The organism is Armatimonadota bacterium (assembly GCA_016125185.1).
Taxonomy (GTDB): Bacteria; Armatimonadota; Fimbriimonadia; order Fimbriimonadales; family Fimbriimonadaceae; genus Fimbriimonas.
In genome coordinates this window covers 498,344-517,453 of the sequence record WGMG01000001.1, presented here as the reverse complement: position 1 = coordinate 517,453, position 19,110 = coordinate 498,344, and the positions used below count along the sequence as shown (strand labels likewise).

Here is a 19,110-nt window from a genome sequence, read left to right as displayed (position 1 = left end):
CGAAAGCTATGTAAGAATAGCGTTGTGAACTTAGAGGCGATGACGGATGGGCATTACGAGAGGAGGCAGTCGGCTACTCTGGGAATTCTCATCGCTATTTCGAGTCTATGGTACATCGGCGTTTCGGTTATGGCCAGAAGTTTGGGCCGGACCGAAAAATACGATGCCTTAATGGGCGTCTTGAGCTACCTCCAGTTTGTGCCTACGATCCTTGCCGCGATCCTCCCTTTAGTCTGGCGGCATGGCCTGACATACAAGCGCATCTTTTCTCAGCTCCGCACGCCGACGCGCTACGCCTGGTTTGGCTTGGTGCCAATCGGCTTCATCATGGTTGCCAACCAATTCGGCTCGGGCTCCCACCCTGAACTACCGCTTTGGCACCCCATGACGCAGAGTCCTTTTCTGATATTCCTATACTTTGTGTTTCCACTTTTTGCTCTCATGGTTCCGATCGCTATTGCGAGCCAGAGTAGCAAGGCAAGAGCCATTGTCACTCTCATCTTGGTAGCCGTAATCTCGTCAATTCCTTTGAACTATCACACCGCTTACGGTACGTTCGCATATACGGGCGCAGATGACCAATTTCAATTACTTATTACTTTGCTTGAGGCATCAGCATTGAGCCTAGCGACAAATTGCGCGATGATCCTGCTTTCGACGCGGTCTCTCCTACCATTTTTCCTCTATCTTGTGTCGATTTACGCTAAGCGCTTCTTTAACTTGACGACTCAAGAGTTTCTGCTTCCCGAGGCTCTTGCTTTGGCAGTCATCGCAGGAGCGGTGTACTTTCAATGGAAGTCGGAGGCTAGCCAGAACAAGACATCGCCCGAGCCAGCTAGCTCCTAACCTACTTCCGTCGTCCCGGACTATACTGAGGCATGACGACCCTGTTAGCCATCCTCGCTTTTCAGAAGGTCAAAGTGGTCTCGATCGCCACCGATCCGAACTTTCGGGAGGTTCAACTTGCGGTGGAGGACAACGGCCACGTCTTTGCCGTTTTTGGGCGGGGAGATGCCATCTACTGCGCCTACTCGACCAATCGTGGCACCACGTTTTCACGCCCGATCCTGGTTGCGAACGATGGCCGACTTTCGCTTGGAATGAGGCGTGGACCACGCATCGCCGCGTACGGCGATCACATCACGATTTCAGCGGTTTACGGTCGACAGGGCGGTGGTCAGGATGGCGACTTGGTGGCGTTTCGTTCGGACGACGGCGGGATCACTTGGTCGATGCCGACGAGGGTAGACGATGTGGCAGGGGCCGCGCGAGAGGGCCTGCACGCGATGGCGGTTGGCCCCGATGGAACTCTGGCTTGCGCCTGGCTGGATTTGCGCTCAAAGGGTACGAAGCTGTACTTATCGACCTCCAAGGATCATGGCGAGACCTGGAGCCGGAATCGGCTGGTGTACCAATCTCCGGGCGGATCGATCTGCGAATGTTGTCACCCGTCGCTGGCCTACGACTCTAGCGGCAAGCTCTGGGTCATGTTTCGTAACTCGCTGGACGGCAATCGAGACATGTATTTGACCTCGACCCTGGGTTCGAGCTACGACATTCCGGCTCCGATCAAGTTGGGAGGCGAGAGTTGGCAACTCGACGCTTGTCCGATGGATGGCGGGATGGTGGTGCCGGACAGCAGTGGCGGTGTGGACACGGTTTGGCGGCGCAAGGATCAGGTTTTTTCCTGCCTGCCGAAGGGTAAGGAGGCTTTGATCGGCGATGGACGACAGCCCTGGGGCGCCTGGGGTCCTAGCGGGCTATACACGGTTTGGGTCGGTAAGGGAGGCATTTTGAGCTTGGCGCCGAAGGGTAAGCCGACCGTTTTGGATGCCAAGGGCACAGACCCGGTGGTTGTTTCTTCGCCGAATCATCGTGTGGTGATTGCCGCATGGAACAACGACGGGATTCGGGCGGTTCGGCTTTAGGTTTTTTGAACCCTGAGCATCTCCGCTTCCAGATTCAAAAGAACACCCCTCATCCCTCGGCGAAGCAGGCTTCGCAGACCAAAGCGAAAACAGGTTTTCGCACTCCCAAAGGGTCTGTGCCCCCTCCACCGCAAGGGTGTTACAATGGCCTTGTGGACGATAGCCTGACAATCCGGAAGCAGTCTTGGCTACTCGTATTTGTCACCCTGATCGCGATTTTCAGCCCGATCATCGTCTGGCAGGCGGTCCCAATATCGGAATATCGATCCTCGTTCTGGGCTCTCAACATTGGCCTGATCGAGTTGATGATCATTGGAGTTACGGCCCTGATTCCATTTTTTTGGAGTGACGGTCTGACGTGGCGAAGGATTGGGGAATCGATCAAAGGAAAGTCTCCGGGGCCATCGCTTGTCGTCGGCATGATTCCGATTGTCATGGTGTTTGTCGCTAGTCGAGTCCAGCACTCTCATGACAGCCCTCGAGTGGCCGCCGTGTTCGCGCGAATGGGCCAGTCGCAAACGTCTGACGCACTGGTCATGATAGCGATCTCCCTGGTTGTGGGGGCCGTTTGCGTTTTGGTGGGCAGCCAGCCGAATCGAGGCCGAGGATTTGCCCAAATCCTGATGCTTCAGTCCTTGCCTGCCGCCTTGGTTGCGGTGCTAATGGGAGGAGCGGTTTTTCGTCTTTCGCCCTTATCGCTCATGAGCTTAGTGAATGGTCATGTGATCGCCCTCGCGGCCGTCTTCGTTTTCGCCTACCGTGAGAATTCGGTTGCTTTGGCGACCTATTTTGTAGCCCTGGCCCTCGAGCCTTTGATCGTACCAAGCGCCTCGGGCATGTATCACCTTGGCGCGACCGTCGTTGCGGCAGCCCTGTTGTTAGCCTTGCAGGCGGCAGGCGCGATGGAAGCGGGCACCCTAAAGAAACTGAGTTAGGTGCTCGACATGGTAAGTGTCGTGACCGAGGATCAGGTTGGCTTGGTCGTACACCGTGAGGCTCCCTTTTTCGGGATGAAAGGCGACGGCTTTCCACTGGTCCTCCGTGAGCGATTGGAGGAAGGCGATGGTCTCGGCGCGGCGGCTGGCGTAAAGGTCGAGATGGGAAAGGATATCAGCTTCGGCGTAGTTTTCGTCGATCGCGCGTTGGCTTTCGTCGTAAGGCTGCAGAGTCGAGCCGGGCTGGGCGATGGCCTGCCGGATGCGATCGAGGTCGATTTTCTCCCAATCAGCCAGGTGGGCGACGGCTTCGCGGAGGGTGAAGCGCTCGGGGTCGGCGAGCACATCCGCCTGCTCCACACCGATCGCCTCGACTAAGCGGCGAACCGTTATCGGCCCCACCGTAAGGCCGTGAATCAAATACGGATTATTCACCGCGTTGGTATACCTCGGTAATTTTACGAGGTAGGGTGGGGTTGTGACACCGCTGTTAACTTTTGCATTGCTTTCGTCAACTTTCGCGCAAGGGGTTAGTTCAGATCCTTATGCGGGCGAGACGCCCGCCCAGCGCGATGCCCGGATGAAATGGTTCCGCGAGGCGCGGTTCGGCATGTTCATCCATTGGGGTGTTTACTCGGTCCCCGCCGGTACCTATAACGGGAAGCGAATCGGTGGCATCGGCGAATGGATCATGAACACGGGCAAGATTCCGATGAAGGAGTATCAAGCCTACGCCAAAGAGTTCAATCCGGTCGACTTCGACGCCGATGAGTGGGTGAAGACGGCCAAGTATGCGGGGATGAAGTACATCGTCATCACCTCCAAGCACCATGACGGATTTGCGATGTTCCACTCGAAAGTCTCGGACTGGAATATCTTCGACGCAACGCCCTTCAAACGTGACCCGCTGGCCGAGTTGGCGGCGGCGTGCAAAAAGTACGGCATGCGCCTGGGCTTCTACTATTCGCAAGCCCAGGACTGGAACCATCCCGGCGGCGCGGCGGCAGGTGGACATTGGGACAAAGGGCAAGATGGCGACATGGGCGAGTACATCAAGAACGTAGCGGTGCCGCAAGTTCGCGAGATTCTGACCAATTACGGTAAGGTCTCGTGCCTTTGGTGGGATACGCCGGTTGGCATGACCAAGGAGTACGCCGACGAGCTTCTGCCTCTGCTCAAGCTTCAGCCAGGCATCATCTACAACAACCGACTAGGGGGCGGCTACAAGGGCGATACCGAAACGCCGGAGCAGTACATCCCGGCGACCGGCTACCCGGGACGCGACTGGGAGACGTGCATGACGATGAACGACACTTGGGGCTATAAGAGCTACGACGACAACTGGAAGTCGTCGGAAACCTTGATTCGCAACCTGGTCGATATCGCTTCGAAGGGTGGAAACTACCTGCTGAACGTCGGACCGACCAGCCTGGGGCAATTCCCGTCGGCGTCCATCGAGCGGTTGAAGACCATCGGCGACTGGATGAAGGACAACAGCAAGGCGATCTACGCCACAACGGCCAGCCCGTTTAAGCGGCTGGCGTGGGGTCGATGCACCAAGGTTGCCGATCGGCGGGGCGCAACCCTGTACCTGCACGTTTTTGATTGGCCTAAGGACGGAAAGCTCGTGGTTCCGGGCTTGTTGAACCCGGTGACATCGGCTTCGATGCTAGTGGGCGGGACTCGATTAAAGGCGACGAACGTCGGGCAGAATGTCGAAATTCAGGTTCCCGACGAGCCACAGAACCCGTATTCGACGACCGTCGTTCTGAAGGTTCGCGACCAGTTGCAGGTGGTTCAGCCACAGGTGATGCAGAACATCGACGGAACCCTGGACTTGGTTCCAGGCGATGCCGAGATTCATGGCTCTGAGCTTCAGGTGGAGGGCGACGCTCACCAAGAGAACTTTGGATTTTGGACGAACCCTTCCGACTGGTTGGAGTGGACGTTTGTGATCGACAAGCCTGGCATCTACACCGTTTCGACCGAGGTCGCTTCGGTGGGCGGGGCAAAGTTCAGCGTTGGGTACGGCGACCAGCAGGTGACCTACACTGCGCCGAACACCGGGGACTACAAGAAGTACGAACGGGTGCAGTTGCGACGGATCGAAGTGAAGGAGCACGGCAAAGCCGTGATTTCGGTGCATGCCATCGCAGATGGCTGGCACCCGATTAACCTGCGAGCACTGAAGATTCGGCCCGTCCGGTAGGAGCAAAAAGAAAGAGGATGGCCGATGGACCATCCTCTTTCTCTCTTAGGATTTATTGAAGCGAACGACGGTTTTACTCTTTAGCCACCTCCTCCACCCGGTCGGCCCTGTCCAGGCTTCGGGTCAACTCTTTTGAAAGGCTTTCCGCCCAGGGCCTTCAGCTTCGCCTTTTGGTCGGCGGTAAGGACTTTGCCGATGGCTTCGTCCATTTGGGCCTGCATTTTCTTCATCTGCGCCTGCATCTGCTGCGGGTCGGGTCGCTCGCCGCTGCTGAAATCCGGCCGCGGCATGTTCTCGCGGACGTCATCCATGGCGACCTGAATCTGGTCCTTCTGATCGTCGGTGATGCCGAGCTTCTTCTGAACCTCGGGGTCCATGACGGCCTGGTTGCCCTGCATCTGAACCTTGATTTCGGCGAGTCGCTTCTCTTGCGCGTCAGTCAGGATTTCGGCAACGGCTTTCTTTTCTTCGGCCTGTCGTTTTTCCATCTGGGCTCGCATTTCGTCGGGATCGAAATCACCTCCGCCACCACCGCCTGGAGGGCCACCTTGGCCGCCGCCTCCGGGAGGAGGTCCGCCAAAGCCGCCAGGACCACCGCCGCCGGGTCCTCCGCCACCAGGGCCGCCGCGCTGGCCCATATACTTCTTAGCCAGAGCCGCGACCTTGGTTTTCTGTTCAGCCGTCAACTGCAGGTCATCTTGAACGTCTTGTCGAGTGAGCAGGCCGATTTCGCTGCCGCCGGGGCCGCCCCTCATTCCCATCGGTCCGCCGGGACCGCCTTGGAAACCACCTGGAGGGCCGCCGCCTGGAGGGCCACCCTGCGCCATCGAAAGAGATGTCAGCGCTATTGCCAACATACCGAGCGTGATACATTTGATCTTCATCGCGTTACCTCCCAAGCCACCGGCTGTGGGATGTTGTCTTTAGCGTACAGGTCGGACCTGAAAACGAAATGAAGAAGAACAAAGCGGCTTCTTTTGTCAGTGCCAGGCATCGAACTCTTGTTGCGAACCGTTGAAGACATCTGCATCGACAGTCGCACTTATTCCCTTTACGCGAGTTCTTTCGGAGTACTGCCAGACCTGCCATTGGTCATCGTGTTTTAAGGGCAAGAAGAAGGAGGGTTTCCACCTTCTAACAATGGGGAAGCCTCGGAGCAAGGTGGATTCGAAGGTTGGCTCGGTGTAGATCATCGGCTCGGTGCCATACCTGGTTTTAATGGTCTCAATGAACGTTCGAAGCTCGCGCTGAAAGTCGTCGGGGGCGGGAAGTTTGGAAGCGTTTCCACCCAGTTCGAGGTCGATGACCGGTGGAAGCGCATTGGGTACCTTGGGAACCGACCTGAGAAAGTTTTCCGCTTGCTTCATGCCAGGCTTATCGAGCCTATAGAAGTGGTAGGCGCCGTGGCGGATGTTGACCAATGCACTGCCTTTCCAATTTGAGGTGAAGTTCGGATCGACGTAATCGGTACCTTCGGTCGCCTTGATGTAAGCGAATTGCACCGATTTGGGTATGGCGTTCCAATTGATCACTCCTTGGTGGTGTGACACGTCGATGCCCCGGACGGGATAATCACGTTCGGAGGGATAGTTGGGAATCCACCAGCCTTCGAGGTAGAAAGCCGTCGCGGCGGCGATTCCAGCGAATGCCAGGAACAGGCCAAAGAGGATTCGCCGTTTCATCGGTTGATCCATTCAACCATTCCTTTCTGGAAAATGATCCATGGGTATTTTGCCTTGGCTGATGAATAGGGCTTCGTTTATTCGAAACTCCGACCTGGGCTAGGACTAAGACGGGCTTACAGCCCTGCGTTCGTCGCGACCTGAGTTGCTTTGTTGCAAGCTAATGCGTACCGAACCGTGACATCTAGTTAGGCGAGTGATGCCACTCGGCGTAGTGGTCCGCGAGGACGTCTTCGCCGAAATCGCCGTCGAAGTCGCGCCAGACCGAGTGGATGTGGTTTGCGTCGTTCTGCGTGTTATCGTATTCGATGAGAAACTTCGACCCTTGGATTCGGTAGTAGTGGCCCTTGCCGGGTTTGGTCGAGCCCATCCACGCGAACACGATCGTGTTTGGTTCGACGCGGTTCCAGCGCCGCTTGGCTTCCTCACCGGTTTGGCTTTCGGTGTAGACCTTCACCAGGTTCAACAGCGCTTGTTTCTGCTTGGCATCGAGGTCGGCGTAGTGCAGCCCCTTGTCTTCTTGAATCGAAACCTTGCGGGCGTTGCTTGTCACGATTTCGCCAGGCGCACTGGTGGCGATCAGGGCGTCGGAAAGCTGACTGGTGTTGAGCGAGCCCAGCAAAGCGAACGCAAGGTCTTGCTCTTTGGGCAACGCGCGCGTACCCTTTTGGGGTCCCGACATGACTTCGGCCGGGTTCGCGCCGAAGAACTGTGGAGTGGATGACACCAAACGACCGCCCTTGTAGGTGAAGTTCAGTGAAACATGGTGACCCTCGTACCGCCAGCCCCAAGGCGCAGTTAGCGACGGCGAACCGAAGAAGGTGAAGGTGTAGAGTCCTTGATCGCGACCAGGGTTTCCGCCCTCCATTTCCTTGAGCACGTTCTCTAAGCCCTTGATCGTCTCGACCCTCTTATAGCCCGCGTCGCTGAGGGATGAGTGGAGCAGATCGGCGGCGAGCTTTGCTTGGTCGGGGGTGAGATCCTTTAGGTGAATACCTTCACGCGAGGCCGGGACGAATCGCCAATTGGTCCGATACGGATCATCGAAGGACTTCATCGCCTGAGCCCGCTGATCGGCGGTCAGCGACTTCAGAAATCGATCGACCGGTGACTCGGAACGTTGGATCGCTGCGACCATCACGGCCAGCCCCGCGGCCCCCACTCCAAACGCCAATGCTCTCATGTCGCCAGATTAACCCAGAGCAACCTGGTCGGCAGAGAAAAATCGCAAGAAAATTTGTTCCCGCATTTCTACCAGGGCATTTTTGAGTCTTTTTAGAGTTCTCCTCTCTACACTGGATGACAGTTTGGGGGCTCAGCCCAACATCAGAGCGACGCAGCAGTCAGCGGTGGGGCTCTGGCAAAGGAGAAGATATGAAATCGATTACCATGAATTCCGCGAAGGGTCTGCTTGGCCTCGCGGTTCTGTCCGTAGGCGCCACCGCTGTCGCTGATCAACCTCAGTACACTATCGTCGACCTCGGAGTCGTTAACTCGACCGACTCTGCCTCCCAAGGCTTTCGAATTTCGGCCAGCGGCATCGCAACCGGACGTTCGTTCGGCACCGGCAAAACCCAGGCTTACACTTGGACCCAGGGCGGGGGCCTCTCTGGTCTTTCGAATCTTGCCTCGCCAGTCCGTAACTACTGCGTTGGAAACGGTGTGAACGATAGCGGAACGGTCGTCGGCGTGGGCGCAACGACCTCGTTCGGTTCGAGCCGATTGCCGGTTATGTGGGAGAACGGCGTGGCCACGCAACTCGGGCTTCCGTCGGGCCAGACCCTCGGCGATGCCAACGACGTCAACAACAACAAAGTCGCGGTTGGATCGGCCAACAGCGGTACCAACCAGCGAGCGGTCATCTACCAAGGCGGAACCGGATCGTTCATCACGGCGACCACCAGCAACGGTAGCTACTTTGTCACCGCGTTTGGCGTCAACGACTCCGGTTTGGTCGTGGGCGAAGGCTGGGACCCGAACAACGCCGCCGTCACCGTCGGCTTGGTTTACGACATGAGCACGGGCACGACTTCGTCGCTTGGTTCGCTCACCAGCTTCGGCCACAACAGCGCCATCGCGTTCGACGTGAGCAACGCGGGCTACGTGGTTGGTTCGAGCTCGCTGAATGGTGGCGCGAACTCGCTTCCGTTCGTCTGGACGGCAGGCGGCGGCATGAGCGCCATCGCTCTCCCGACCGGTACAAGCCAGGGTTCGGCCCGGGGCGTCAACGACAGCGGATGGGTGGTCGGAACGGCCTCCTCGGCCTTTGCGATTCCGTTCCTATACGATGGCACCAACACGTACCGACTTGCGGACCTGCTGGTCAACAGCAATGGATGGGACCTGCTGACGAACACGTCGTCATCGGCGATGGGCATCAGCGATTCCGGAGTGATCGTTGGCACGGGTGTGCATAACGGAGCAACCCACGCTTACGCGATGGTTCCGGTTCCCGAACCTGCCAGCTTCGCAGTACTCGGCCTTGGCGCTCTGGCCCTGATTTCTCGTAAACGAAAAAACCAATAAACCCCCATGTACATTGGCTCCCGCTCCCTTACTGCGGAGGCGGGGGCCTTTTTTTCCGCAGACTGACAATGCTCTTCATGGCAAAGTTCGACGGCCGGGCACGGCGTATACTGCGTCGGTACCGGGATCGGCATTTTCCATGAGCGCAGACCAGACGAAACGATGGAAGGTCAAGCTGTTCGGCGGGTTGTCCGCCGAGTCTCCCGAGCGCAGAATCGACGCCTTTCAGACGCAGAAAACGGCGCAACTCTTCGCGTACCTGGCTCTGAATTCGGGTCGATTTATGTACCGCGAAGTGATTGCCGATCTGTTCTGGCCGCAATCGGATCGGGTGGCGGCGCGGGCGAGTCTGAATCAGGCGATCGCATGGATTCGAAAGGAGTTTGGCGAGCGAGACTTGCTGACGACCGACCGAAACTGCGTGGCCATCGAGCGGGACCTGGTCGACGTCGATGTCGAGCGGTTCCTGACTTTGGTTCTGGACGAATCTGGGTCTCCCGGCGACCGGCGAGCGCGATTGGTCGAAGCCGAAGGGTTGTATTCGGACGAACTGCTGAAGGGCATGAACGACACGTGGGTGCGTGTCGAGCGGTTGGTGTTGGCGGAAAAGTACGTGCGGGCGCTGAAAGAGCTGACCACCATGGATGAACAAAACAACGACCTCGACGAGTCGATCGAGTGGCAGCGCAAACTCGTCCGGCTGGAGCCGCACGTCGAGGAACACCATATCCGGCTGATGAAGCTGTACGGGCTGACGGGTAATACCGGCGGCATCCGGCGGCACATGGCGGAATACGCCGAGATGGCAAAGCAATCAGGCCTTGCGCCAAGCCGGGAAATGTTGGCGGTGGTGGAGGATCTGACTCACGAAAGCATTCCGACGATGGCGGTGACGCATGCCGAAGCTAGTTCTAACCACAACGTTCCAAGCCCGATTTCCCGGTTTTATGGCCGCGAAGACTCGCTGGACGCGATTCGCGGACTGCTGTCCGACCGGTCGCGATTAATCACGATTTTGGGTTTACCGGGGGTTGGCAAGACCCGTTTGGCCATCCAGGTTGGCCTCGACGCGGCTCCTCGTTTTGCCGAGGTCTGCTATGTGCAGTTGGCTCCCCACGACCCCGATGAAAACCTCGCGGAGGTGATCCAGACCGAAATTGAACCGGGACCGGCTCAGTCGTTGGTTCAGCGTCTTTCGTATGCGTCCAGCACGCTCCTGATCCTCGATAACTTCGAGCACTTTGTGGAGACGGGAGTCGAAGTCGTTCGGCAGATTCTCAATCAGTGTCCGAACGTCCAGGTTCTGACCACCTCGCAGGTGAGCCTTGGGCTGAACGGCGAGGTCGTCCATGCCCTTGCCCCGCTTCCGGTGCCGCCGAATACTGCCGACTTGCGAGAACTGCTGGGCAACCCCAGTTTCCAGATGCTTCTCGACCGGATTCGGTCGATTGTGCCGAACTACCAGCCCACCGAGGGCGAGGCCGAGATGCTAGCCGTTTTGTGTCGACGACTGGAGGGCTTTCCGCTGGCGATCGAGATTGCGGCGGCACGGACTCAGACGAGTTCAGTTTACGACCTTCTGCAAGAGGTTTCCGAGCGATTGGAGACGCTGTCTGGACACGCGTCGGACGTGCCAAGTCGCCACCAGTCGATCCACGCCGCGCTCAACCACTGCTTTGCGATGCTTTCGGAACCGACCAAGCGGGCACTGAGTCGGTTGTCGGTTTTCCGGGGCGGGTGGACGCTGGATGCGGCGGAAGACGTGTTGCGCGAAGACGGCTTGCCCGCGATCCTGCGAAGTCTGATGGCGCGCGCCCTCATCTGGTCCACCCAGCCAGCGGCGCAAACCCAACCGACGCGATTTGAGATGCTGGACCTGGTTCGGCGGTTCAGCATGGAGCAATCGGTAGTTGGCGATATCGAATCACTTGGAGAACGCCACGCCGAGTACTATGCCCGCCTTGCCAAGCAAGCGGCGCACGACGCACAAGGGCCGAAGCGAGCAGTGGCGAGCCTCCGACTTCGGTCAGAAACGCCGAACCTCATCGCGGCGCTGGAGTGGTTGGAGGCTCACGAGCGGTTCGACGAGGCGCTCGACCTCGCCGTCGATCTCGGTTGGTTTTGGCAGACGCACGGCGTTTTTGACCGGCATCGCGATCGCTTGCAGTCGTTGGTGGCGGCGGCCGAAGGCCGAGTTCAGCCGGAAAAGCTGGCGTCCGCGTACCAGTTGCTCGGACAGGTGGAGCTTTTGCGGACCGCGCTGGAAGCCGCCGAAACCGGTTTCTCGAAGTCGCTCGACTTGGGTCGCACGGTGGGCGACCAGCGGCGCATCGCGTCCAGCCTGCTGGGTCTTGGGGCGGTGTCGATTCGCCGGAATCAGCAACTCCCAGCCAAGGATTTCCTTGAGGAAAGCCTCGCGATTTCCGATGCAAGCGGCGATACCACGGGCAGTTCGCTGGCCCACTTGTACCTCGCCTTTGCGCTCTCGGAGTTGGAGGAGTACGAGGACGCTAAGCGGCACTTCGATGAATCGCTCCGCATCGAGACCGAATTGCAGAACTATGACGGTATCGCCAAGGCGTACTCCAACCTCAGCATTTGGGCCCGCTTCCAGGGCCGATTGGCCCTGGCGGCGCACTATGCGCGAGAGAGCCTGCGCATTTATGACGGCTTTGGGCAGTGGGCGGGCGTGGCTCGTGCCAGCACGAACCTGGCGAAGATTCTCTCGCTGGAGGGCGAGGACGTGGAACCGCTGGAGTTGATCTGCCGCGCCCTCACGATCTTCGACGAGATGGGCGACATTCTGGGCGTGCAGTCGTGCATCGCCGGTCTGGTTTCGGTCTTCCTGTCGGATGGCCGCATCGACGATGCCGCGCGGATGATGGCGATGGAAGCGACGCTGGCCAAGCGGCTGGGCGCGCCGATGAGCCCATCGGATGAGGAGGAGTATCGGCGGACGTGCCAAGTGGTTCGGGACCAGGTGGCGGGCGACCAGATCGAAGCGCTCATGACCGATGCTTCGATCCGAACCGCGCATGAGATTGCCCAGATCGGCATCGCGGCGACGCGGTCGGTTGTGCTTCAATGAAAGCGTGGACCGCCTGACCTGCGAACCGATCGGCTACGTGCGAACGGGCATGGCCCTAAAGTTCGACGCGCCACACCAGCCGAATTCGGAATCGGGCGAGGTGAACCGAATCGAGCTATTGAAAGGGCACAAGTTCGATCTTGCCTTGCAAGACCTCGCTGGGTTCGAGCGGATTTGGCTGGTTTGGTGGTTCCATCGCAACCAGACATGGCGGCCTCGCGTGATTCCGCCGCGGGGAGCGGCCGTGCGGCGAGGCGTGTTCGCCACGCGGGCGCCGCATCGGCCCAATCCTATTGGCCTGACCTGCGTTCAACTGCTCGGAGTCGATGGCCTGACCCTGACGGTTGGCCCGCTCGATCTGGTCGATGGCACGCCGATCCTCGACATCAAGCCGTACATTCGCACCATCGACGCCTTTCCCGAGAGCCGAATGGGTTGGATCGATGCAATGGAAGCCGATCTCGCGGCGGCACCGCGTTACTCGATATCCGTCGTCGAGCCGGCCACGGCCCAGCTAGCTTGGCTGGAGGCAAGAGGAATCGACTTTTCCGAGCGAGCGTTCGAACTGCTCTCGGTGGACCCAAGCCCGCACCGCACCCGACGCATTTTGCAACTGAAGGATGGGCGGCGGCGCATGGCGTGCGGGCCGTGGCGACTGTTCTTTCGGGTACACAACCAGGAGGTCGTGATCGAAGCGATCGGCAAGGGGTACTCGGATACCTCGCTGGTCGCGGACGGGTTTGAAAAGATTCCCGACCGCGATGCCCAACTCGAATTTTCTCGGGTCTGGAGTCCGACCGACTAACTTATTCGATCGGCTCCAGCGAATTGGGATCTTGACGCAGAACTCGCACCTTCAACCATCGGATCAGATCATCCACTAGCGTGTGCATGATCGGAATATCGATCAGCGATAGGATCGTTCCCGCGATGAGTCCACCGACGATGACGGTTCCCATCGGCTGATAGGCATCCAGACCGGACTTGGGATGGAAGCCGATCAGGGCCATGACCGAAACGGTGATGATCGTCGTCATCAGGATCGGGCGGAGCCGTTGCGGGCTGGCCTGAATGACCGCTTTATTCCTCGGCACACCGGACTTTCGGTACTCCAAGATCAGGTCGATCATGAGGATCGCCGTCACGATGTCCATGCCGCTCAGGATGATGACGCCCATGATCGACACGGTACTGAATGCCTGGTGCATCAGCCATAACATGAAGAACACACCGGAAAGCTCCAGCGGCAGACTGAACATCATCTGCAAAGGCTGGAGGAAGCCGTTGAATTGGGCCACGAGGATGAAGTACATCAGCACGAGGGCGATGGCAAGACCACTGAGAAGGATACGGAACGAGTCCATCATCTGGGTCATGTCGCCGCGCGCCTCGATCCCGTAGCCTTGGGGCCAGTTCAGCTTCGCTTGGGCCTTCATTTGGAGGTCCATGGTCACGTCCATGCTGGGCCGACCTTCCTTTCGGTAGTAGCCGCCGAAGTTGAGGGCGCGCCGCAGTTGGTCGTGCTCGATCAGGGTCGGGGCCTTGCGCTGTTCAAACCTGACAAGTTCGCGCAAGGGAATCTGCTCGCCCTTCATGCCGGTCACATACATCTCGTCGAGCCGACTCATGTCATTGCGGGCATCCTCTTGATAGCGGACCTGGATTGAGATCGGTCGGCGGTTGGGTAGGCGATAGAACGACTCGGTGAGGCCGCCTTGCAGAGCATAGTAAGCCTGTTGCGAGATCATCGCGGGCGAGAGCCCGTGAGCTGCGGCCTTGTCTTCGTCGACCACCAGCGTGTAGGTCGGCTTGGTCATCTCCCACGTGAGGAACGGTTGGGCGATGTCGGGCTTTTTGGTGCGCGGGTCGACGACTTCCTTTTTGGCGATGTCCAGAACTTCCTCGCCCAGGTGGGAGAGTTGATTGAGGTCGTCGCCATAGAGCACCAACGCGACAGGCGCGAGGGACGTCGCCATGACGTCGCTACCCATTTCCTTGATCTGCAGCCGTCGGATGCCTGGAATCTCGGCCATTGCACGACTCTGAATTCGATCGACAATACGCCAGACGTCGGGGCGCCCGGTGTCTTTGTCGGAAAAGGTCAGCATGCCGGAAGCGCCGTTGACCATGCGCACTCCATAGCCGGTGTAGGCCACATCTTGGGGCATGCCGGGACCCGATTCGTTGCCGATTTCGAGACTCGCCTTCTTGATCCAGCCCTTATCGGCCCCTTCTTCCTTCATGATGGTTTCAAGCTGGCGGACGGCGGCTTTGGTGGCGGAAAAGCTGGTGCCCGGCTGCATTTCGAGCTGGGCCGAGGCTTGACCGACGTCGGCAAGAGGCATCATCTCGCTCCCGATGAAATAGTAGAACCCGAAGCCGATCATGACGGTGACAAGGACGCGGACCATGTTGGCGAACCGGTGGTGCAAGAACCAGCGGATCAGGTTTTCGTAACCCTTTTCGAGTCGGTGCAGACCGTTATCGAACGGGGTGAGGATGAGGCGGCTAAACCAGGTGACCCGTCGCTCGTCAGGATGCCGCAGGAAGCGCGAGCAGAGAACCGAGGTCAGAGTCATCGAAACGACATAGCTGAAGGCCACGCCGAAAATGATCGGCCAGCAGAGACCGACGAACATGAGCTGCGTGATGCCACCCGAGACCAGAAGCGGGATAAGGGCGACAACCAAGACGATGGTGCCAGCAAGAACCGACTTTCGGACTTCGGTGATGCCGTCGATGGTAGCGGTGCGCACGTCTTTGCCCATCCGCATATGCCGCTCGACGGCGTGGATGTCGATAATCGCATCGTCCACAAGGCGCCCGATGGAGATGAGCAGGCCAATGAGGGTCGAAGAATTCAGGCTAAAGCCGAACGCGGCCATGAATAGCAACGTCATCGCCATCGAGGTCGGGATCGCGGTGAGGGCGATAAGGGTTCCGCGCCATTCGCCGAGGAAAAGCAGGACAAACAGGCCCGTGAGGACCACGGCGGTGATCAGCTCGTGGGTCATGTTCTCGAAGAGGATATCGACGAAGCTGGCGTTGTTGTAGGCGACCTCTAGCTTGATGCCGGGGTAGTCCTTTTCGAGTTGGCGGGCGACTTTCTCGGCCGCGTCGATCGTGATGGGCGAGGAGGCGTCGGGGTTTTGCAGAATTTGGATGGCCAAGGCGTCTTTCGCCATGCCATTGTTCATAAATCGGTAACCAGAACGCTCTTCGACCTCGGTATCGGTGACCTTGGCGACGTCACCGATGGTGACCACGCGCGTTCCATCGGCTTTCAGCGGATAGTGAGCGATGGTGTCGGCGTTTTTGGCGAGCGTATCGACGCGAAGAATGGGTTCAGAGCCGGTCTGAGTGATGCGCCCTGCGGGGCGGGCAACATTGTATTGGTCGATCGTATTCTTAATGTCGAGAGTGGAGAGGCCGAGGCTCTTCAGCTTGACGGGATCGGCGAGGATTTGAACCTGGCGACGATGCCCACCGAACGTGGTGACGGTGTAGACGTTGTGGTTGGCGGCCTTAAAGCGGTTGAGGATTTGGTTGTCGGCGAGGTCGCGCAGGCGGGCCTTGGTCCAGCCCATTTTCTCGTCACCGGTCAGGGCGTATGTGAGGACGGGCAAATTAAGAGGATCGACTTTGACGATGAAACTGGGGGTTCGGTTGGAATCTTCGGCGGGGAGTTCACCCTTGGCGACCTCCATCATGGCTTGGACGTCGGTGTACGCCCGCTGCATATTGTGGCCATAGGGAAACTCAAGCACGACCATGCTGAATCCGTCCTGACTGACAGAGCGGATGTAGCGGACGTCCTGGATCGAAACCATCTTCTGCTCGATAGGCGAGCTGAAATAGGTCTCCATTTCCTCGGACGAAAGGCCGGGAGCCTCGGTGACAATGCCGATCAGCGGAGATTCGACGTAGGGCATGAACCGGCGCGGCATCAGATGGGTGATGGAAATCCATCCGAGAACGATGATGGCCATGAAGAGGGCCACCACCGCGTACGGATGGTCCACCGACCAACGAACGACCCCACCCTTGGATTGGTTCACATACCCTCCATGGGCGGCATGGATTTCTTATCTTCCGGCATGGCCGGTTCGGGCTTTGCGGGCTCCTTTTCAGATTCCTTTTCGGTTGGTTCGGCGGCTTCAGCGGCCGATCTCACAGCGGCTTTGGGGAACAATTCGGCGTCGCCATGGGTCGTGACTTCGTCACCTGCTTTCAGACCCGAGACGATTTGGGTGTAGGAGTTATCCTTCACGCCGATTTCAACCGGCTGGCGCTCAACCGTCAGGCTTCCCCGGGCGTCGCGTGGCACCAAAGGCATGTCGCAGATCGGGCATTTACCCGGCCCTTTGTGCGAGACCTCGGGGTGCATGGTGCAGGTGTACTCCCGCTCCTTATCCGGGATCGGCGCGCCCTCTTTGATGAGCCACACGTAGTGAGTGCCATCGCTGGCGGTCTTGATCGCCTCGTTCTGGACGGCAAGACCCTGCGTCTGGTCGTGGGTGAAGACTTCGAGTTCTGCGTAGCTTCCGACGTCCAGTCCGTTGCGAGGGTTATCGACCAACGCTTCGACGCGGAAGGTTCTTGAGTTGCCCTCGACGAACGGGAACACGCTCGAAATCTTGGTCTCCAAGACCTTTCCGTTGACCCGAATTCGGGCGGGCGAACCGACGCGCACCTGACCGGCGAGCGCCTGAGGCAGGTCGGCCTGGACGCGCAGTTTAGCGTCTGATTTGAGTCGGAGAATGACCTGTCCGGCTTGGACCGGCGTGCCGGGGCTGACGACGCGCTCCGAGACGACGCCACGCGACAGAGCCCGAAGCTCGGTGTACGAGGCGATGTCCTGAGAAGCCTGAGCGTCGGCGGCGGTGGCCGAAGCGCTTGCGCCTTGCGCGGTGGCCTGTTGGCGGGCCGTCTCCAGCTTGGCATTGGCCTCGCTGACGGCCACGTTGGCGGCCTGAGCATCGGATTGGGCGGTTGCAACCGCCGCCTCGGCGGCATGAACCGAATCCGTCGCGGTCGAGACGGCGGCCTTGGCTTGCCGGTTGGCAGCCTTGGCGGCATCGACGCGCGACTGCGCAGCATCGCGATCTCGAACGGATTGTTCCAGTTCGCGGCGGGAGATCGCTCCGCCATCGAGGAGCGGCTGATTGCGCTTTACGTTGGCTTCGGCGTATGTCAGGTTGGCCTGGCTCTCGACGATGTCGGCTTCGCTCTTCACCACCGCGCTCTTGGCTTCTTCCAGGCGCGATTGGGACGAGCGAAGCAGGGCCTTGGCTTCTTCGATCTTGGCAGCGGCGGTCTTGGCTTCGGCCTTGACGCGGGCCACCGAGGCGGTTTCTTGGCTCACCATCGATTGCGCCGCGCGAGCCTGGAGGTTCGCTGCGGTTGCGGCGAGCGATCCTGCCGCGCTCTTCTGCTGGAGTTCCTTCGCATCGATGCGCCCCAAAAGCTGTCCCGGCTGAACTTTGTCACCCGGGTACACCTTCAAGTCGACGACGAGGCCAGCCACACGGGCCGTGACATCCTCGTCGTTCAGCGCCTGCACCGTCGCCGGATAGACCGAGCTTCCACCCACAAGGCGGCTGGCAACCTTATCCATCTCGACGGGGAACGCGCCAAGCGGCGCGCGCATCGCGGTCATGTCCATGCCCTGCGCTTCGACGACGCTCATCGCGCCGGGTGGCCGAAGGTGATGGACAACCCACGAGACGCCGATACCGACGCCCAAGAGAAGAAGCAGGCTAAACCACTGCTTCTTCACGAAACCAAGAACCTGTTTCATGCTTCTGCTCGCAGTTTTGGGCTTAGAGTTTCTTCAGAGCCTTGCCGTCGGCGTACTTGGCCGGGTCCGCCTTGAACTTATCCGGGCATCCGGCACAGCAGAAGTAGTAGCGCTTGCCTTCGTAATCTTGGAATCCAGCGGCCTTATCGGGCGAGGCAACGACATCGCCGTTGACTGGGCACAGAAGTTCTCCCTTGTCGTTGGTGAAAGCGACAGGCGTAGCCTTCATGTCGCCTTCTGGCTTGGCGGCAGGCTTAGGATCCGGCGTTGTGGAAGCCGCAGTCGTGGCCGAGGAGTTCGCCGCAGGCTCGGACGAAGACGAGCAACCGGCGAGGGAAAGGGCGATAGCGGCAACGAGGCCGAACGACGAAAGCGAAATGAGTTTGATGTTTTTCATGGTTGTATTCCAGTCAAGGCTCGCAGGTGCGAGCGGGCCGACGATCTTCAGAGAGATGTCAGCAGACTGGAGGCGCGCGACCGAGCCGACAGAAAATCGGCGGGTCATCAGGCGGACCATGATTGTGGTCAACGACCTCGGTTGGCTTGAGCCCAAGAGTCGGGCAGGACCAATCGACGAGGGAAGGAAGCACGGCGACCAGCGGTTGGGCGGTAGGCAGATCAGTCTTGGCGACGATCGCCTGAGCCGACGTATCTCGGCTCACTGCCTTGGGGCACTTGCACTTCGAATGCCCGTTGGCGTCCACTTTGCAGCAGGACATGCCGGGCTTCATGGCCGTCTGGCAGGCACTCACGCAAACGCGAACAAGCCCGGTTTGGGTGAGGACCACCAAAACCGCCAGGATCACGCGCGTCAGCTTGGCCAATTTGACCATCTAGTTCTGTATTATGGCAAGCCATCGGCAAAAGTTCCTGGAAAGTACGCAAATGAACGCCAGATGAACGTGTTTCAAGTCCGGGAGCCGAATGCCAGACGTCCGTCAT

At 59.0% G+C, this 19,110-nt stretch carries 15 protein-coding genes and 1 pseudogene; 8 read left to right on the top strand and 8 right to left on the bottom strand.

The window, feature by feature from the left end:
- The first annotated feature begins 24 nt into the window (after positions 1-24).
- The 3 genes from GC165_02320 to GC165_02310 all read left to right on the top strand — a co-directional run bounded on the left by GC165_02320 (position 25) and on the right by GC165_02310 (position 2,863).
- Positions 25-846 (top strand): hypothetical protein, encoded by an 822-nt coding sequence (locus GC165_02320; protein ID MBI1331693.1) that lies wholly within the window; start codon positions 25-27, stop codon positions 844-846.
- Positions 847-878: 32 nt separating this feature from the next.
- The gene (locus tag GC165_02315; GenBank protein MBI1331692.1) at positions 879-1,928 is read left to right on the top strand and encodes an exo-alpha-sialidase; all 1,050 of its coding nucleotides are present in this window, start codon (positions 879-881) and stop codon (positions 1,926-1,928) included.
- Positions 1,929-2,080: 152 nt separating this feature from the next.
- Positions 2,081-2,863 (top strand): hypothetical protein, encoded by a 783-nt coding sequence (locus GC165_02310; protein MBI1331691.1) that lies wholly within the window; start codon positions 2,081-2,083, stop codon positions 2,861-2,863.
- Here GC165_02310 and GC165_02305 read toward each other — a convergent pair.
- The gene (locus tag GC165_02305) at positions 2,846-3,298 is read right to left on the bottom strand and encodes a hypothetical protein (protein MBI1331690.1); all 453 of its coding nucleotides are present in this window, start codon (positions 3,296-3,298) and stop codon (positions 2,846-2,848) included. The genes GC165_02310 and GC165_02305 overlap by 18 nt on opposite strands.
- A 145-nt stretch (positions 3,299-3,443) precedes the next feature.
- On the opposite strand from GC165_02305, the gene GC165_02300 reads away from it, so the two are divergent.
- Positions 3,444-5,072: a hypothetical protein gene (locus tag GC165_02300; GenBank protein MBI1331689.1), complete on the top strand. Its 1,629-nt coding sequence runs from the start codon at positions 3,444-3,446 to the stop codon at positions 5,070-5,072.
- An 80-nt stretch (positions 5,073-5,152) separates the two neighbouring features.
- On the opposite strand, the gene GC165_02295 is transcribed toward GC165_02300, so the two are convergent.
- A complete protein-coding gene (locus tag GC165_02295) occupies positions 5,153-5,470 on the bottom strand; it encodes a hypothetical protein (GenBank protein MBI1331688.1) in 318 nt (105 codons plus the stop codon).
- A 100-nt stretch (positions 5,471-5,570) separates the two neighbouring features.
- Here GC165_02295 and GC165_02290 point away from each other — a divergent pair.
- Positions 5,571-5,903, top strand: a pseudogene (locus GC165_02290) (hypothetical protein).
- 149 nt (positions 5,904-6,052) lie between these two features.
- Here the strand turns inward: GC165_02290 and GC165_02285 are convergent.
- Together GC165_02285 and GC165_02280 are read right to left on the bottom strand one after the other, a co-directional pair.
- The gene (locus GC165_02285) at positions 6,053-6,766 is read right to left on the bottom strand and encodes a lysozyme (GenBank protein ID MBI1331687.1); all 714 of its coding nucleotides are present in this window, start codon (positions 6,764-6,766) and stop codon (positions 6,053-6,055) included.
- A 172-nt stretch (positions 6,767-6,938) separates the two neighbouring features.
- On the bottom strand, positions 6,939-7,892 hold the full coding sequence (locus GC165_02280) for a DUF3500 domain-containing protein (protein ID MBI1331686.1): 954 nt from the start codon (positions 7,890-7,892) through the stop codon (positions 6,939-6,941).
- Between the two features lie 161 nt (positions 7,893-8,053).
- On the opposite strand from GC165_02280, the gene GC165_02275 reads away from it, so the two are divergent.
- The 3 genes from GC165_02275 to tsaA all read left to right on the top strand — a co-directional run bounded on the left by GC165_02275 (position 8,054) and on the right by tsaA (position 13,173).
- Entirely contained in the window at positions 8,054-9,280 is a 1,227-nt protein-coding gene (locus GC165_02275; protein ID MBI1331685.1) for a PEP-CTERM sorting domain-containing protein, read from the top strand.
- A gap of 139 nt (positions 9,281-9,419) precedes the next feature.
- Positions 9,420-12,368, top strand: coding sequence for a tetratricopeptide repeat protein (locus tag GC165_02270; GenBank protein MBI1331684.1), 2,949 nt, complete (start codon positions 9,420-9,422; stop codon positions 12,366-12,368).
- Positions 12,316-13,173: a tRNA (N6-threonylcarbamoyladenosine(37)-N6)-methyltransferase TrmO gene (tsaA, locus tag GC165_02265; protein ID MBI1331683.1), complete on the top strand. Its 858-nt coding sequence runs from the start codon at positions 12,316-12,318 to the stop codon at positions 13,171-13,173. The genes GC165_02270 and tsaA overlap by 53 nt, the downstream gene beginning before the upstream one ends.
- Before the next feature lies 1 nt (position 13,174).
- Here the strand turns inward: tsaA and GC165_02260 are convergent, their stop codons facing one another.
- The 4 genes from GC165_02260 to GC165_02245 all read right to left on the bottom strand — a co-directional run bounded on the left by GC165_02260 (position 13,175) and on the right by GC165_02245 (position 19,001).
- Entirely contained in the window at positions 13,175-16,426 is a 3,252-nt protein-coding gene (locus tag GC165_02260; protein ID MBI1331682.1) for an AcrB/AcrD/AcrF family protein, read from the bottom strand.
- A complete protein-coding gene (locus GC165_02255) occupies positions 16,423-18,168 on the bottom strand; it encodes an HlyD family efflux transporter periplasmic adaptor subunit (protein ID MBI1331681.1) in 1,746 nt (581 codons plus the stop codon). The genes GC165_02260 and GC165_02255 overlap by 4 nt, the downstream gene beginning before the upstream one ends.
- Before the next feature lie 22 nt (positions 18,169-18,190).
- The gene (locus GC165_02250) at positions 18,191-18,397 is read right to left on the bottom strand and encodes a YHS domain-containing protein (protein ID MBI1331680.1); all 207 of its coding nucleotides are present in this window, start codon (positions 18,395-18,397) and stop codon (positions 18,191-18,193) included.
- Between the two features lie 226 nt (positions 18,398-18,623).
- A complete protein-coding gene (locus GC165_02245; protein MBI1331679.1) occupies positions 18,624-19,001 on the bottom strand; it encodes a hypothetical protein in 378 nt (125 codons plus the stop codon).
- Between the last annotated feature and the right edge of the window lie 109 nt (positions 19,002-19,110).